18 protein-coding genes are annotated in these 14,978 nt (G+C 70.8%); 12 read left to right on the top strand and 6 right to left on the bottom strand.

The genetic code is table 11. The features are described 5' to 3' along the window. Positions 1 to 13: 13 nt before the first annotated feature. The gene (locus AB0J71_RS24015; protein ID WP_364416077.1) at positions 14 to 970 is read right to left on the bottom strand and encodes a hypothetical protein; all 957 of its coding nucleotides are present in this window, start codon (positions 968 to 970) and stop codon (positions 14 to 16) included. A 49-nt stretch (positions 971 to 1,019) separates the two neighbouring features. Further along, on the bottom strand, positions 1,020 to 1,907 hold the full coding sequence (sigJ, locus tag AB0J71_RS24010; protein ID WP_364416075.1) for an RNA polymerase sigma factor SigJ: 888 nt from the start codon (positions 1,905 to 1,907) through the stop codon (positions 1,020 to 1,022). A 143-nt stretch (positions 1,908 to 2,050) separates the two neighbouring features. On the opposite strand from sigJ, the gene AB0J71_RS24005 reads away from it, so the two are divergent. From AB0J71_RS24005 to AB0J71_RS23995, 3 genes are all read left to right on the top strand, one after another. Beyond that, positions 2,051 to 2,860, top strand: a complete 810-nt coding sequence (locus tag AB0J71_RS24005) for a serine hydrolase domain-containing protein (RefSeq protein ID WP_364416073.1) — start codon at positions 2,051 to 2,053, stop codon at positions 2,858 to 2,860. After that, on the top strand, positions 2,743 to 3,642 hold the full coding sequence (locus AB0J71_RS24000) for an MFS transporter (protein ID WP_364416181.1): 900 nt from the start codon (positions 2,743 to 2,745) through the stop codon (positions 3,640 to 3,642). Before AB0J71_RS24005 ends, AB0J71_RS24000 begins: the two co-directional genes overlap by 118 nt. Positions 3,643 to 3,728: 86 nt before the next feature. Continuing rightward, entirely contained in the window at positions 3,729 to 4,226 is a 498-nt protein-coding gene (locus AB0J71_RS23995) for a carboxymuconolactone decarboxylase family protein (protein WP_364416071.1), read from the top strand. Positions 4,227 to 4,296: 70 nt separating this feature from the next. Here AB0J71_RS23995 and AB0J71_RS23990 read toward each other — a convergent pair whose 3' ends face one another. Next, the gene (locus tag AB0J71_RS23990; protein ID WP_364416069.1) at positions 4,297 to 5,175 is read right to left on the bottom strand and encodes a sigma-70 family RNA polymerase sigma factor; all 879 of its coding nucleotides are present in this window, start codon (positions 5,173 to 5,175) and stop codon (positions 4,297 to 4,299) included. A 134-nt stretch (positions 5,176 to 5,309) separates the two neighbouring features. On the opposite strand from AB0J71_RS23990, the gene AB0J71_RS23985 reads away from it, so the two are divergent. Continuing rightward, on the top strand, positions 5,310 to 5,768 hold the full coding sequence (locus AB0J71_RS23985) for a carboxymuconolactone decarboxylase family protein (protein WP_352324346.1): 459 nt from the start codon (positions 5,310 to 5,312) through the stop codon (positions 5,766 to 5,768). Positions 5,769 to 5,796: 28 nt separating this feature from the next. Further along, a complete protein-coding gene (locus AB0J71_RS23980) occupies positions 5,797 to 6,261 on the top strand; it encodes a DoxX family protein (RefSeq protein WP_352324345.1) in 465 nt (154 codons plus the stop codon). A gap of 124 nt (positions 6,262 to 6,385) precedes the next feature. Here AB0J71_RS23980 and AB0J71_RS23975 read toward each other — a convergent pair whose 3' ends face one another. After that, positions 6,386 to 6,775 (bottom strand): antibiotic biosynthesis monooxygenase family protein, encoded by a 390-nt coding sequence (locus AB0J71_RS23975; RefSeq protein ID WP_352324344.1) that lies wholly within the window; start codon positions 6,773 to 6,775, stop codon positions 6,386 to 6,388. Between the two features lie 31 nt (positions 6,776 to 6,806). Further along, positions 6,807 to 7,478, bottom strand: coding sequence for an NAD(P)H-binding protein (locus AB0J71_RS23970; RefSeq protein WP_352324343.1), 672 nt, complete (start codon positions 7,476 to 7,478; stop codon positions 6,807 to 6,809). A gap of 587 nt (positions 7,479 to 8,065) precedes the next feature. Here AB0J71_RS23970 and AB0J71_RS23965 point away from each other — a divergent pair. The 5 genes from AB0J71_RS23965 to AB0J71_RS23945 all read left to right on the top strand — a co-directional run bounded on the left by AB0J71_RS23965 (position 8,066) and on the right by AB0J71_RS23945 (position 12,606). After that, positions 8,066 to 8,854, top strand: a complete 789-nt coding sequence (locus tag AB0J71_RS23965) for a hypothetical protein (protein WP_364416067.1) — start codon at positions 8,066 to 8,068, stop codon at positions 8,852 to 8,854. A 304-nt stretch (positions 8,855 to 9,158) separates the two neighbouring features. After that, a complete protein-coding gene (locus AB0J71_RS23960; RefSeq protein ID WP_364416065.1) occupies positions 9,159 to 9,884 on the top strand; it encodes a methyltransferase domain-containing protein in 726 nt (241 codons plus the stop codon). Positions 9,885 to 10,428: 544 nt separating this feature from the next. Beyond that, entirely contained in the window at positions 10,429 to 11,235 is an 807-nt protein-coding gene (locus AB0J71_RS23955; protein ID WP_364416063.1) for a hypothetical protein, read from the top strand. Between the two features lie 4 nt (positions 11,236 to 11,239). Next, positions 11,240 to 11,812, top strand: coding sequence for a hypothetical protein (locus tag AB0J71_RS23950; RefSeq protein ID WP_364416061.1), 573 nt, complete (start codon positions 11,240 to 11,242; stop codon positions 11,810 to 11,812). Then, entirely contained in the window at positions 11,803 to 12,606 is an 804-nt protein-coding gene (locus tag AB0J71_RS23945; RefSeq protein ID WP_364416058.1) for a hypothetical protein, read from the top strand. The genes AB0J71_RS23950 and AB0J71_RS23945 overlap by 10 nt, the downstream gene beginning before the upstream one ends. A gap of 119 nt (positions 12,607 to 12,725) precedes the next feature. Here AB0J71_RS23945 and AB0J71_RS23940 read toward each other — a convergent pair whose 3' ends face one another. Further along, entirely contained in the window at positions 12,726 to 13,688 is a 963-nt protein-coding gene (locus AB0J71_RS23940) for an AraC family transcriptional regulator (protein WP_364416056.1), read from the bottom strand. Between the two features lie 71 nt (positions 13,689 to 13,759). Between AB0J71_RS23940 and AB0J71_RS23935 the strand changes: the two genes are divergently transcribed. Then, positions 13,760 to 14,605, top strand: coding sequence for an NmrA family NAD(P)-binding protein (locus tag AB0J71_RS23935; protein ID WP_364416054.1), 846 nt, complete (start codon positions 13,760 to 13,762; stop codon positions 14,603 to 14,605). Continuing rightward, entirely contained in the window at positions 14,602 to 14,958 is a 357-nt protein-coding gene (locus AB0J71_RS23930; protein ID WP_352324259.1) for a DUF4440 domain-containing protein, read from the top strand. Before AB0J71_RS23935 ends, AB0J71_RS23930 begins: the two co-directional genes overlap by 4 nt. Positions 14,959 to 14,978 lie beyond the last annotated feature (20 nt).

The following is a 14,978-nucleotide window of genomic DNA, read 5'->3' as shown; positions in this document are numbered from 1 at the left end:
ATCCGCCATTAAATCAGCATCGATTCGCCGCGTTCGACGCACTCTCGGCGGCGAGCAGCGCCGCGCGCAGCCGTTCGTACGTCGGGGCCAGCCGGCGCAGCCCGGCCGCCAGCGCCGCGTCGTCGCCCGCCACGAGCGGGCCCTGCAACCCGCCGACGATGCGGGCCTGCTCGGCGGCGACGGCCGCGCCCGCGTCGAGGCGGAGGGACGACAGGCAGGCCGCCAGGTCGTTGAGGCGGCGGGCGCCCACCCGCACCGCGAACGCCTGCCACAGCATCCTGATCTCGGGATCCAGCCCTTCCTCCACCAGTTCGGCCGTGCGCTCGGCGGCCTCGGCCAGCCCCAGCGTGCCGGGCGGGACCCGCACATCCGTACGGCCCGCCAGCCAGGCCAGTCCGGCGGGCAGCGAGCGCCGCAGCGCCTCCTGCCGGCCGACCTGCTGGCGGCGGGTGAAGCCGTGCCGCATCAGGAACGGCCGCTCCAGATAGGGGATCAGCTCTCCGCGCCACGCCTCGGCGAAGGCGCCGACCGGCAGGGTGGCGTACGGGTAGCCCTGCGGGTCGTGCACCAGCACGGTGTCGCCGACCACCTCCAGCACCACCAGGTAGTGGTCGGCGCCGACCGCTTCACCCGACCCGGGCTGGTAGGCCAGCAGGCCGAGCTCAAGCGGGCCGGCCAGCACCGGGCCGTCCTCGCAGGCGCGGCGCAGCCGGTCGAGCGCCGCCGCCGCCGTCCCGCCGTCGGCGCGCTCGCACTCCCAGCCGAGCAGGCCGAGCGCGGCGTCGATCCCGATCCCGGGGTCCCAGCCGAACGCGTCGAACAGCGGCAGCCGGCCGCCGATGAGCTGCATCCCGTACGGGGAGCCCGTCAGGACCTCGATCACGGCCGGAGGCGGCGCCTGGCCGCCCAGGACCATCGCGAGGGAGTTGGCGTAGCAGTACGGCCCGGAGCCGACATAGGTGACCGACATGCTCCGCACCGTGCCGCCTGACACGGTGTCAGGGTCAAGTCCGTCGTCGTCACGGCTCCAGGTGGGTGAGGTCGAGCCGACCCAGCCGATCGGGGTCGGACAGGATGTCGATCGTGGCGATCCTGCCGTCGGAGACGGTGAAGCTCATGACCGAGATCAGCTCGTCGTCGATGGTGTTGACCAGACCGGCCAGGCCGTTGACGAGCGCCGGGCGGGTGGTGGCGCTCGTGGCCATGCGCTGGAAGGTGGCGAGCTGTCCGGCCACGGCCGCGGCGCCCCTGATGACCCGCATGCCGCCGGTGAGCGTCCCGCCGTCGGCGCGCAGCGTCACCTCGGGGTGGAGGACGGACACCAGCGCGGCGAGGTCGCCGTCGCGGGCGGCGGCGAGGAAGGCGTCCACCACCCGGCGCTGACTGCCCGGATCGGGGCCGGGGTTCGGGGTCGCGCCGCGGACCCGCAGGCGCGCCCGGCTGGCGAGCTTCTTGGCCGCCGTGGGAGTGCGGTCCACGACGGGCGCGATCTGCTCGAACGGCATCCCGAACATGTCATGGAGCACGAACGCCAGCCGTTCGGCGGGGGTCAGGGACTCCAGCACGACCAGGAGCGCCAGTCCCACCGAGTCGGCCAGCAGCACTTCCTGCTCCGGGTCGGCGGCGTCCGCGCGGCTGATCACCGGATCGGGCAGGCGTTCCTCCAGCGACTCCTCACGTCGGGACCTGCGGGCGCGGAGCATGTCCAGGCACACCCGGCCGACCACGGTGGTCAGCCAGCCGCCGAGGTTGTCGATGTCGCCCGCGTCCGAACGCGCCAGCCGCAGCCATGCCTCCTGGACCGCGTCCTCGGCCTCGCTCAGCGAGCCGAGCATGTGGTAGGCGACCGCCTTCAGGTGCGGGCGGTGCCCCTGGAACCGGTCGGCAAGGAAGTCCTGGGATGTCACGGTCGCGTTCCTCTCTTGTCAGCCACGTCAGAGCGCTGACGCACCGAACCGGTGAAAGGTGACCGGGCACGCGTCCGGTCACCTTTCCCGCGGACCGTCCGTCATGCCGGCGACCGACACTCACTCACGAAGGGTTGCCGACGATGAGCAGGACGAATGTCCACGGAACGGTCGCGGACGGCTTCGAGCAGGTGCGCGAGGAGTTCGCCGCGGTGGTGGCCGGGCAGGACGGCCAGGCGGGCGCGCAACTGGCGGCCTATGTGCACGGCCGTCAGGTGGTGGACCTGTGGGCCGGGGACGAGGTGGGCGGCGACACCCTGACCGGGGTCTACTCCTCCACGAAGGGCGCCGCGACGCTGGTGACGGCGCTGCTGGCGCAGGGCGGGGTCCTCGATCTGGACGAGCCGGTGGCCCGGCGATGGCCGGAGTTCGCCGCCGCCGGCAAGGACGGGATCACGCTGCGGGACGTGCTGACCCACCGCTCCGGTGTCATCAGCGTCGACGGCGGACTGTCGGCCGCCGAGCTGGCCGACGACGCGGTGATCGCGCGCCGGCTGGCCGGGCAGCGGCCGTACTGGAAGCCGGGCTCGGCCTACGGCTACGGCGGGTTCGTCTCGTTCGCCATGGTGAGCGAGGTGATCCGGCGGGTCACCGGCCAGTCGCTGCAGCAGGTCTACGACGAGCGCGTCCGCGCCCCTTACGGGCTGGACCTCTACCTGGGGCTGCCCGAGGCCGAGGAGCGCCGCTTCCGGCCGATCCGGTGGTGGACCGCCACGCCGGAGCAGGAGGCCGCGTCCTGCAGGGCCTCGGCGCCGCGATCGTCGCCCCGGCCGCGCTGTCGCTGCTCGCCGACACCTTCCCCGCCGGGCCCCGGCGCAACAAGGCGCTCGGCGTGTACGGCGCCATGGGCGGCCTGGGCTCGGTCGCCGGGCTGCTCCTGGGCGGTGCGCTGACCGAGTACCTGGGCTGGCGCTGGATCATGTTCGTCAACCTCCCCATCGCGCTGCTGGTCCTGGCCGGCACGTTCGCCCTGGTGCCCGGCACCCGTGAGCGCGGCGGGCTCGACCTGCCCGGCGCGCTCACGGCGACCCTGGCCCTCGGCTCGCTGGTCTACGCGATCAACCGGGCCGGGTCCCACGGCGTCGGCGACGGGCTCACCCTGGCCTTCGGCGTGGTGGCCGTGGCGCTGCTCGTCGCGTTCGTGGTCGTCCAGCGCGGCGCGCGCAGCCCGATGTTGTTGCCGTCAGGCGTGCTCGCCGACCGGGGACGGCTCGGCGCCGACCTGGTCATGCTGCTCATGGGCGCCGGGCAGCTGGCCACCTTCTACTTCCTCACCCTCTACATGCAGACGATCAAGCAGTACTCCCCGATGATCACCGGCCTGGCCTATCTCCCGTTCGCCGTCGCCGTCGCCGTCGCCGTCGCCGTCGGCATCGGCATCGGGTCCGGGCTCGCCGGGCCGGCGTTGCAGGCGCGTACCTCCACGCGGACCGTCCTGGTGACCGGCATGGCGGTGGCCGCCGCGGCGACGGGCTGGTTCGGTCTCCTCGCCCCGGACCAGAACCCCCTGTTCGTGCTGCTGCCGGCCCAGCTCGCCGGGGGCGTCGGCCTGGGCATCGGCTTCGTCGGCGCCACCATCGGCGGCGTCCAGGGCGTCGTCCTGGCCGCTGTCCTGCTCCTGCGGCCGCGGCCCGCCGGCCGGAGCGCCGAGCCTGTCGGCAGCACGCCTGCCTGACCGCCATCGACCCGCCGGTCACGTTCGGCCCGCGGGATCCGTCATGGCGGCGGAACACCGTTGAACCAGAAAGGAACTCCAGCACCATGACCAGCACCGAGCAGCAGCACCGCCAGTCGCGCCTGTCCAACCCGGCCGTGCTCGTCCCCGAGCTGAAGGAGATCGCCGGAGCCCTGTTCAGGGCGACCGGGAACGGCTCCGTCCCGGAGGTCACCATCAGCCTGCTCCAGCTGCGCGCCGGGCAGATCGTCGGCAACACGTACCTGACGGTCCTGCACACCGGCAGCCTCCGCAAGGCGGGGGAGACGGAGGAGCGCATCACCGCCGTGGCGTCCTGGCCGGACGCCCCCTACTTCACCGAGGCCGAGCGCGTCGCGCTCGCCCTGGTGGAGGCCGTCCTCACCGCGAACCCGGCCGGCGAGCGCGTCCCCGACGAGCTGTACGAGCGGGCGCGCGAGCACTACGACGAGAAGGCGCTCGCCACGCTCATCATGGCCATCGGCCAGGTCGGCTTCTTCACCCCCCTGGCCCTCATCGGCAAGCCGCTGGCCGGCGTGTCGCCGACGGAGCAGTGGAGGCGGTAGCCGGCGGACCCGCTCAGGGTGAGGACGCGGTGCCCGCGCCTCGCCCTGAGCGCTTTCAGTGCTCGGACGCCTACCCGCCGAGCGTGACCAGTTCGACGTCCTCCAGGTATTCGGGGTCGGCGAGCAGGTCGATGTGGGTGATCCGGCCGTTCGCGACGGTGAAGGCGAAGACCACCCGCGGCCGTCCGCCCGGCGCCCACACCAGGCCGGGTGCCCCGTCGATGAGCGCGAGCTCGGCGGCCCGAGCCCGGCCGGCGAAGGTCTCGGCCACGCCGTCCGCCCCTCGTACCAGCCTGGACGCGCCGGAGAGCACGGCGGTGCGGTCCGCGCTGATCTCCACGTCGGGGTCGAGCAGCGCGAGCAGGGCCGCGAAGTCACCGTCACGGGACGCGGCCCGGAAAGCGGCGACGATCTCCCGCTGCCTGACGGAGCCGGTCCCTGCTCCCGGGGCCGACGGGTGCTGCACGCGCCGGCGGGCGCGGCTGGCCAGTTGCCGGGCCGCGGCCGGCGAACGGTTCACGATCAACGCGATCTCGCCGAACGGCACGGCGAACATGTCGTGCAGGACGAACGCGATTCGTTCCGCCGGCGCGAGCATGTCGAGCACCACCAGCAGAGCCAGGCCCACCGAGTCGGCGACGACCACCTCGTGCTCCGGATCGTCCGCCTCGCGAAGGCCGGCCACCGGGGCCGGGCCGGAGACGCGCAGCGGCTCCTCGCGGCGCGTCCGGCGATCGCGCAGCATGCTCAGCGCCACCCGTGCGACGATCGTGGTGAGCCAGCCCGGCACGTTACGCACGTCCTCCGCGCCGGCGCGGCTGAGCCGCAGCCAGGCCTCCTGCAGGGCGTCGTCGGCCTCGCTCGCCGAGCCGAGCAGCCGGTAGGCCACCGCCCACAGATGGTCGCGATGCTGCTGGAACCAACCGGCCAGCAGGTCCTTCTCCTCCATGACGCCGTCCCTCTCGTGCTGTCTGCAACAGATGACGGAAACGACCGCACAGATGTGACGGCGGCGCGCTGTCACAACCTCCCCTCGCGGCGCGTCATCAGGGCGGAAGTCCAGCCGATACAGCGGAGAAACACATGCAGACACGGATGAAGAATCCCGCCGCCGTCCTGCCGGCGGCGATGGCGCCCGTCCAGGAGCTCTTCAAGGCCGCCCGTACGGGCGGCGTGCCGGAGACCACGCTGGGGCTGGTGCACCTGCGCGCCAGCCAGATCAACGGTTGCGGCCCCTGCGTGGAGTCGGGGGTCCGCAGCGCCAGGAAGAGCGGCGAGAGCGACGAGCGGACGGGGCTGGTCGTCGCCTGGCGGGAGACGCCGTACTTCACCGACGCCGAACGGGCCGCGCTGGCCCTCACCGAGGCCGCCACCCGGCTCGCCGACCGCAGCGACCCGGTCCCCGACGACATCTGGGACGAGGCGGCCCGGCACTACGACGAGGCGGGACTGGCCGCGATCATCCTGATGGTCGCGGTCACGAACCTGTCGAACCGGCTCAACGTCACCACCCGGCAGCTCGCCGGCCAGAAGTGGGGCTGAGTCGCATGGCGCACACGACGGAGGGCTCATGACCTTACGCACCTGGCCGCGACGGCTCGCCACGGTCCTCTACTGGTATCTGGCCGCGTCGTTCTTCGTCGGCTTCGTCACCAAGTTCTGGCCCGGGCCGACCTTCTTCGGCCCGGCCTACGCGGAGAAGTTCGTGGACTGGGGCTGGCCGCCGTGGATGCGGTTCGTGGTCGGCGCGCTGGAGCTCGTCTTCGGGCTGACGATGCTCGTCCCGCGGCGGCGGGTCAGGTTCATCGGGGCGGCGGGGCTGGTGTTCGTGCTGATCGGCGCGGTGACGACCCACCTCATCGACGTCGCCCCCCTGTACGAGGAGGTGTCGGCGCCGCTGCACCTGATCATCATGATCGGCGTGGCGCTGGCGAACTGGCCGGCGGACTGGCGGGACCTTCTCCACCCTCTCGACGACCGGAGCGTCCGCGCGGAGCCGAGCCCGTCGGTGGGACGCGCGTCGGCCGTTCGGTAGAGAAACCGGCCTGGCCGTGATCAAGCACGTGATCACGGCCAGGCCGGGCAAGCCTGCCGTGCACAACACCGTGGCCCGGGCGTCCGCATGTCCTTCGGCGGATGCCCGAGCCACGGCGCCGTCCTCAGCTCGTCACAGGTGCGGCGCCTGCGTCGCGGGAGGGCTGGAGGTCGACGACGACCTCGTAGATGCTGGGCCGCGCGGTGATGTGCAGGCCGGGGTCATTGAGCAGCCGCTGCGCGCTCTCCTGCCATTCGGGTCTGCCCAGCGCCTCTTCGAGCTGCCGCCCGCTCTCCCAGTGGGCCACGTTGACGAACCGCAGCTCGGCGTCGTCGATCATCGATCGGTGCAGCCGCGCCCCGACGAATCCCGGCTGCCGCGCCATGATTTCGGCGTTCTCCCTCCACAGCGGCAGGAACGTCTCCGACTCCGCCACCGGGACGGTGAAGGCGTTGATCATGGTGATCGGCTCGTCGACCGGCGTTTCGGTACGGGTGATCGGAACTTCGTTCATGATTTCTCCCTGGTGATCGGTGATGAGAGGGTCAGTTCGCCATGCCGATGACCTGCTCGACCGTTTCCGGCCGGTCGAGCACCGCGAGCATGGCGTGGGCCACGTCGGCGCGTGAGACGTACCGGCCGCCCGGCACGTTCTGTGCCACCGCCGTCCGGTAGGCGCCGGTCACCGGCTTGTCGGTCAGCTGCACCGGCCGGAGCACCGTCCAGTCCAGGCCGCTGTCGCGCACGGCGTCCTCCATGACGGCCAGGTCGAGGTACTGCGGACGTAGCACGGCCTTGACGATCGGATACACCACGTAGCGCAGGAACGGCCCGTCGCCGGGGTCGTGCCGGGGCGGGTTGGGCCGGCCGGGGGAGGGGGTGGTGCCGACCGGGGCGGCGCTCACCACCACCAGCCGGCGGGTCCCGGCGGCCTGCATCGCCGCGATGATCGCCTTGGTGCCCCTGGAGGCCACCCCGGCCGCGGCGTTGTTCGGCGGGCCGAGCGCCGACAGAACGGCATCGGCTCCCTCGACGGCGGGCAGCAGCGTCGTGACGTCGGCCGTGGCCAGGTCGGCGGCACGCACGACGCGGACCGGCTTCCCGTCCAGCTTGGCCGGACTCCGCACGACGGCCGTGACGTCGTGCCCCTCGGCCAGAGCCTGGTCGAGCAGTTGCCGGCCGACGCCGCCACTGGCGCCGAAGACGGTGAGTTTCATGGACGAATCCCTCCGGGTTTGTGGAAAGGGGTTGCTGAGGCAGACGATCCCTGCGCGTGGGCGGCGGCCGGCGGGACCGCCTCGAAGACGCCCCAGTCGCTGACATATATGGACACCCACTTGCTCGCGTTCTGTCTTCGCCTGTACGACGAGGCGGGCACGGCGAAGGTGACGACTCCCGGGAGCGACGCTCCGCGAGCTGCCGGCGGCCGAGCCCGTTCCGCCGCCTCCATGACCCGGCGCGCGGCGGAAATGTGACAGCGGGAATGATCACATCTCTCGGGGCCTCCGGAGTCACGGCCGGCCGGTGCCGCTGATCCTGGGCCGTCCGCCGCCACCCTGGCCACGCCGGATCAGCCGGACCATGGCGGGAGATCTCCAGGACGGCGGCCGGAAGTAAGTGCATCAACGCCGGATGCCTGTGTGGTCCGCCGCGCATGGCGCGCTGCGGCCGGGCGCGGGCGAATCCAGCCGTGACAGCGTTGAGATCTTCATTCGCGAAGATCTCCCCAGCCTCCGTTCCGGACGGCACGGAATCGAGCGGGGAGCGCGTGAGCATGGGGCGATGGAGGATCGGGCTGGTTCTCATGCTGACAGCATCGGTCTCGCTCGTCGGCCCGCATGCCGAGGGCGTCACCCGTCCCGGTCCGGTGGCGGCGCTGAAGCGGCAGCTCAACGGTCACGGCGGGGTGCGGCAGAACTCGGTGTATCGCAGCGTCTGGGGGCGGAAAAGGGAACACGTCACCAGCCGATCGAAGAGCCTCTACGAGTTCGGTGGCGGCGGGATCGTGGCCGTCGACTTCCGCTACTCGATGTTCCCATCCGGCGACTCCCGGAGCATTATCTTCCCCGACCGCGCCTACGGCTGGGAACGCGACCGTTCCGACCATCTGCCGGCGGGCAAGTCCTGGCTTCTGGAGACCAAGAAGTACGACCTGGAACTGGCGTGCGGGCAGATCAGGCTGAGCGATCCCGCCACCCTCCAGCACGTGCTGGCGACCACGACGGTCAAGCGGCCCGCCGGCGTCTACGACGGCACGCGCACCACCCTCCACGAAGGCAGTATCACCATGGGGGAGCTGTACAAGCTGAATCCGCGCCTGCGGGTGAACGACTACCTCGACAAGCCCACAGGACTGTACGCAAGCTATGCCAAGCTGCCCGTGAAGTGGCGGCTGTGGCTGGGCGCGGATCAGCTCGTACGCAGGTGCCAGACGCGGTACGACGAGCCCGACTCGCCCTGGAACGCCGAAGACCGCCGGGTCATGACCGCCGACGTGCGGTTCTCCGGCTGGGGCGACGCGATCGACATCAAGCCGCCGCCTGCCGAACTCGTGGCGACGCGCGACGAACTGGTCTTCGCGGACGACGACTGAGAGCCGGCTGACACCTACGAAGGGCCCTCGATCCCTGGCACGGGTCCTACACGCACCGGCCGTCCACTTCTGCGAGTACGCCTGTAGCGCACCTGGTTGAACACGTTCGCGCCGTACCTGGCCGACATGGATGGCCGGCGGGTCTCTACGCTGTCCCTGTTCAGGCCGCTGAGTACACGGGAGCCCGCGATCCTCACCGGAGCCGGGTGCGCAGACATCCGATCTGCCCAAGATGTCAAGCTGTACTGAGTGCCTGCGTCCCTCGATCACGAGAGTGGCTCCGTCACGCCGAAATCCTCTCACGATGATCCCCAAGCACCGCGATGATGTGCTGATGTTCCCGGAGACCGCCTATCACGACGCGCTCGGAGACTATTTCGCCGAGCACGCCGGCATCAGCCCGTACAACGCCTACACCGATCGGCCCGCGATGCTGGAACTCGCCGGTGACGTCGCCGGCGCGAAGGTCCTCGACGTCGGCTGCGGAGCCGGGCACTATGCGGCTGAGCTGCTGGTACGCGGTGCAGAGGTGGTCGGGGTCGACGGTAGCGCCACGCTGCTGGAGCACGCGCGGATGCGGGTGGGGGAGCGGGCCGCGCTCGTCCTGCACGATCTGGAGGAACCCCTCGACTTCGCCGATGACGCGTCGTTCGACGGGGTCATATGTGCGCTGGTGTTGCACCATCTCACCCATCGCGCGCGGTTGCTGGGCGAGTTGCGCCGCGTGCTACGGCCGGGGGGATGGCTTGTGCTCTCGACGACCCACCCGGCGGCCGACTGGCGCCACTTCGGCGGTTCGTATTTCGCCGACGATTGGGTCGACCTTCCCCTCAAGGGCACCTCGCTGTCGATCCGCTTCCAGCGGATGCCGTTGGAGACGTTCCTGGGTGAACTGCTGGCGGCCGGATTCGTTCTGGAACGACTCATCGAGCCGCGCCCGGTGGCCGACCTGCGAGAGATCGACCAGACCGCATACGACAGGCTGCACCAGAGGCCGTCTTTCCTAGCCGTCCGGCTCGTGCGCCCTTGACCGCCGGCGAAGGTGATCTTCCCCGAAGACGGCCTGCAGCCGGTCGGCCCCGTCGAGCGCAGGATGTCGGCCAACGTCATGGCGTCGGCGTGGTCGGACTTGGCGCGGGCGACGGTGTGGCGTTCGTGGTAGCGGGCCACGGCCAGTGGGTTGATCGCATATACCTCGCGCGGTTTAGGGGCGAGTGCCGGATACGGGCGGGCCTCCAGTCTCACGGAGCCCCGCCCGTTCTCGCTGTAGCACTTCATCGATGGCGCAATCGTCGAGTGTCAAAGATCAGGCGATGACGAAATAGAGAAACTGCTGACAGACGGTTTGATCATTTCGCGATGCCCGTCCCGAGGAGCTGCGGGTCCTATTGCGACCTCGCAAGAGAGCCCGGCGAGATGCGGACCGGCATCAAGGTCAGGGGGCCCTTCAACATCGCCCTTTCCCTGCCTACACTGACCCTGACGTGGACAGGCCGCGCGCACAACAACCGCACCAATCGCCACCACCGCGCGGGACGCCCCGAGATCGGGACCAGCCGAAAACGGAGAAGGACATGGCGCATCCCCCCAAAGATTCCTTCGTGGTTGCAGAACGTCTACGCATGGACCTTGCCGAACGCTTCTTACGTCCCGTGCCACTGCCTGTCCGCGAGTTCTCTTCGGATTTCGGCGACCGGTCGGATGTGGATCTGACCCCGCCTCCCGGAACGGTCGTGGTGTATTTCGCCCGCGACACCACGGTCCTGGATCGCCTGTCCCGGGCTTTTGAGGCAGCGGATCTGACCGTACTGGCGGAGCTGCGCAGAGAACTGGACGGCAGGCGTTCCATCACGCCCTCCAAGAACTTCGACCTGCTGCAGCTCGTGAGACAATCCGACTGCGTATTCGACATCCGTTACGGAGGTCGAACGCTCGCCAGTAACAAGATCCTGCCGGACGCCGAGCTCCTGGGCTCCGTATCCATTTCGTGGACCGGCGGAGAGCTCGACGACAACCTGTTCTCGGTCGTCGAATACCATAAACGCGAGGAGGCCGGTCCACACCTGCAGTACGTGGCGTACCGGCGTCCGCCGTATCTCACGGACATGGAGCGATCCATGGTCTCCCGAATTCCGTCCGCGATCTCGGAAATCCACCTGGGCGTGGTGACACCGGACGAGACGCGGACCGCGCGCGAGGTCTGCGCGATCGTCGAGAAAGCGGCCAAAGACGCGGCCAAGACGCGGACGTGCGGCCCCGACCTCACCTTGCTTGCTCAGCTGGAAGAGGAGATCCGCAACGGTACGATCTCCCCGGAGGCGTCCGTTCGTGAACTTGTCCGAGCGCGCCTGGAGCTCATGACCCGCACACTTCAGCAGTAAGTCCGTGGTCGAGAACATCCTCGGATGGCTTGCCTGGACAGTGCTGTCCGGTTGGTACCTGGCCACCGTCGCCGTGAACATCCCCTACGTGGAACGCTTGATCGGCAGCCGTTTCGCCTCCAGGCGGGTCTGGTCATTCATTCCGAACTGGTCGTTCTTCGCTCCGCGTCCTGCCGTCAGCGACACCTTTCTCTTCTATCGAGACCGTCTGGCCGGCGGAACCTGCTCGCCGTGGCGAACGGCAGCCGAACCGCCGAAGCTGCACTGGCTGCGCCGAATGGCGTGGAATCCGCACAGCCGGCCGGGGAAGGCGATATCGGATGCGGAGTCCGTGCTCCTGCAGGAGGGGATCGCCGCCAGATCCATGGCTGCCGAATCCCTCTTCCTGACGGTTCCGTATTTGCTGCTGCTCAACCACGTCTGCTCCTTCGCCGTCGGTCCTGGGGTAGGAGCCCGTCAGTTCGCCCTGGCTCGCCGCGACGGGCGCAGCCGTCAGTTGGAAATCGTCTTCGTCTCCGGATTTCACACGCTCGGGGATCGCCAGGACGCTCAGGAGGACAGGCAGGCGTGGACGTAGCGATGTTTGCGCAGGCCCTTCCCTTGTCGGTTTCGCTGATCGGGCTGGCGGGACTGATCCGGGCCGGTGAGGACTGGGCAATCCGCAAGGAGTACGGCGCGGACGGGGTGATGTCCGGGGACATCGTCCTGCTGCAGCAACCGGGCAGGCCCGGCTCTGTGTGGACGGCCCTTCGTCCCCTTCTGAGATCCGACCGGGTGCTCTCTTTCTGCGTCGTCGGCCGCCTCGCGTCGGGCGCGGCGCTCACGGTGACTCCATGGGGTGCCGATCACCTCGTCGGCCCCCTGCTGTTCTTCAACCTCGCGCTTCTGATGTTCTCCTTGCTCCGGTGCGGTTACGGCGCCGATGGCGCCGACCAGATGCTCATCATCGTCTGCACGGGGGCGTTGCTCGCCCAATCGGGAATTCCGGCGGTTCGTTCCGCGGGTCTGTGGTTCGTGACCGGGCAGTTGGTTCTGTCGTTCGTGGTGGCTGGGATGGCCAAGCTCTCCGGCGAGGAGTGGCGTTCAGGAAAGGCGATCTGCGGGATTCTCAGCACGGAGCGCTATGGGATGCCGGCACTGGCCGGCGTGCTGACCCGGCACGGCAGCCTGTCCCGCCTGCTGGGCTGGGGAGTCATCGTGTTCGAAGCATCCTTCTTCATGGTGCTGTTCGGAGTCGAGCCGCTCACGCTGGCTTATCTGGGGGCGGGGCTCGCCTTCCATGCCGGGGTGGCGGCCACCATGGGGCTCAACAACTTCCTCCTGAGCTTCGCGCCTGCCTATCCCATGGCGGCGATTTGCCTGGTCTCCTAGCACTGCGGCCGCAGAAGCCGGCGTCTCCAGGAGCGGCCGGCGCGGGCGAGCATGGGCAAGGTGACGTGGCCCCGGCCGCAGGAACGGCGCCGCCACGCCTCAGCGGGCGGGGGATCGGGTCACGTCGGCTGGACCGGGTGCGGTGTCCTGGGGGCCGTGCGGCGGCGGTAGTCGCCGGGGGTGGTCCCGTACTGCTGGCGGAAGGCCAGGTGGAAGCCGACCGCCGAGTGGTAGCCGACGCGTTCGCCGATCCGGCTGTGGGCGAGCGTGGTCTCGCTCAGCAGGCGGGCGGCCTCCTGCATGCGGCGGGCGGTCAGGTGCCGGATCGGCGCCTCGCCGACCAGCTCGCGGAAGGTCGCCGCGAACGCCGAGCGCGACATCCCGGCCTCGGCCGCCAGCGACTCCACCGTCCAGGGCTCGGCGAACCTCGTCTGTACGGCGTGCAGCGCCGCCCCGATCGCCGGGTGACGCAACGCCCGCAGGACCGGCGAGCCGTCGGGCATCTCGGCCATCTCGCCCACCGCGGCCCGCAACGCCAGCACGAAGACCAGCTCGAAGGCGCGCAGGGCGACCAGTGTCGCGCCGGGCTCGGCCAGGTCCCATTCTCCGGCCAGCCGTCCGAGGGTGCCGCCGAGCAGCCCGTGACGTTCCAGCGTGGCCCGGTCGAGCACCAGGACGGGCGGCAGCGCCCGGTAGATCGGCGAGATGGCGGCCCGGTCGTAGTGCAGCCCGCCGCAGAGCAGGACGGTCCGCTCGCCTGGCCCGCCCAGCTCGACGGTGCTCACGCCGCCCTGCGGCCGCTCGGGCAGCACGGCCGCGAGCGGCACGGCGGGACGCCCCGGCCGGTCGCCCAGCCGGTGCGCGCTGCCGTGCGGGAAGATCGCCAGCTCCCCGGCGCGCAGCAGGACGGGCTCGGCGCCGGGCAGCTCGACGGCACACGTGCCCTCGTGCACGTAGTGCAGCAGCGCGCAGTCCTCGCTCTCGCCCGCGACGCCCCAGGGCGACCCGGCCCGCCAGCGGCTGTGGAAGACGCCCTCCAGCCGCAGCGGGGCCAGCAGAGCGCTCAGCAGGTCACCATCCACCGGACGATCCTTAAATAAGCCGATATTTCGCTTTATAGAGCGTATCGCAGACTCGTTGGAAGCTGTCCGTCATGACGTTTCTTGTGATCGGCGCGGCAGGCGCCCAGGGCGGCGCGGTCGCGCGGCGGCTCGTCGCCGAGGGGCATACGGTGCGCGGACTGACCAGGAGCGGCCGGGTGCCGCACGGAGTGCAGCCGGTCGCCGGCGACCTCGGCGACGCCGAGGCGGTGAAGGCGGCCTTCGCCGGGGTGACGCACGCCTCGGTGACCCTGCCCATGGTCTACGAGCCGGACACGGTGGCCGCCCACGTCCGTCATGTGCGCGACGCCGCGCTGGCGGCCGGGGTGCGGCGGCTGGTGTTCAACACCGCCAACCGGCTGCCCGAGGCCGCCACGCGGGTGGCGGCCTTCGAGACGCGCCGCCGGGCGGTGCGGACGCTGCGGTCGGCCGGGCTGCCCGTCGTGGTGTTGTGCCCGCCGGTCTACCTGGACAACCTGGCCGCGCCGTGGGTGACGGGGCCGCTGGCGGCCGAGGGCGTGCTGCGCTACTCGCTGCCCGCCGACCTGCCGGTGCCCTGGCTCTCGCACGACGACCTGGGCGCCGCCACGCACGCCGCGCTCGTGCGTGACGATCTGGAGGGAGCCGTGCTGAGGCTCGGCGGCCCCGACGTCGTGACCGGCGACGAGCTGGCGGCCGCCTTCGGCGCCCGTTACGCCGCGCAGGATCCGGCCGAGTTCGAGTCCGGCCTCACGAGGGCGCTGGGCGCGCCGACGGCCGCCGCGGTGGCGGCCACCTACCGCTGGGCCGCCGCCGACCGCGACCTGTTCGCGGCCGACCCCGCGGCGGCCGATCTGCTGGGCCTGCGGCTGACGCCGCTGCGCACCTGGATCGCCGCCCAGCCCTGGGCGAACCGGTGAACGACGTCGAGGCGGAGATCGTCCGCCACCACGAGGTCGTCGAACGCTGGCTGACCGGCGCCGCCGCGCCGGAGGAGTTCGCCCGCTTCGCCGACGCCCACGCCCCCGGCTTCACGCTCATCACCCCCGACGGCCGGACGCTCACCCGCGACCAGGTCCTCGCCGAGGTCGAGGCGCTCCACGGCCGGGCGCCAGGGCTGACCATCGAGATCCGCGACGTACGGATCGTCGCCTCCCACGGCGCGCTCGTGGCGGCCACCTACCAGGAAGTCCAGCCGGACCGGACCCGGCAGTCCACAGTGGTCCTCCAGTCCGCCACGTGGTTGCACCTGCACGAGACCTGGCTCCCGTGACGTCCGGTGCAGGTCGGGGG

Origin of the sequence: Nonomuraea sp. NPDC049637 (assembly GCF_040675235.1) — a bacterium.
GTDB lineage: Bacteria > Actinomycetota > Actinomycetes > Streptosporangiales > Streptosporangiaceae > Nonomuraea.
The sequence above is the reverse complement of the archived record's forward strand: the minus strand, read 5'-3'. Positions and strand labels throughout refer to the sequence as shown.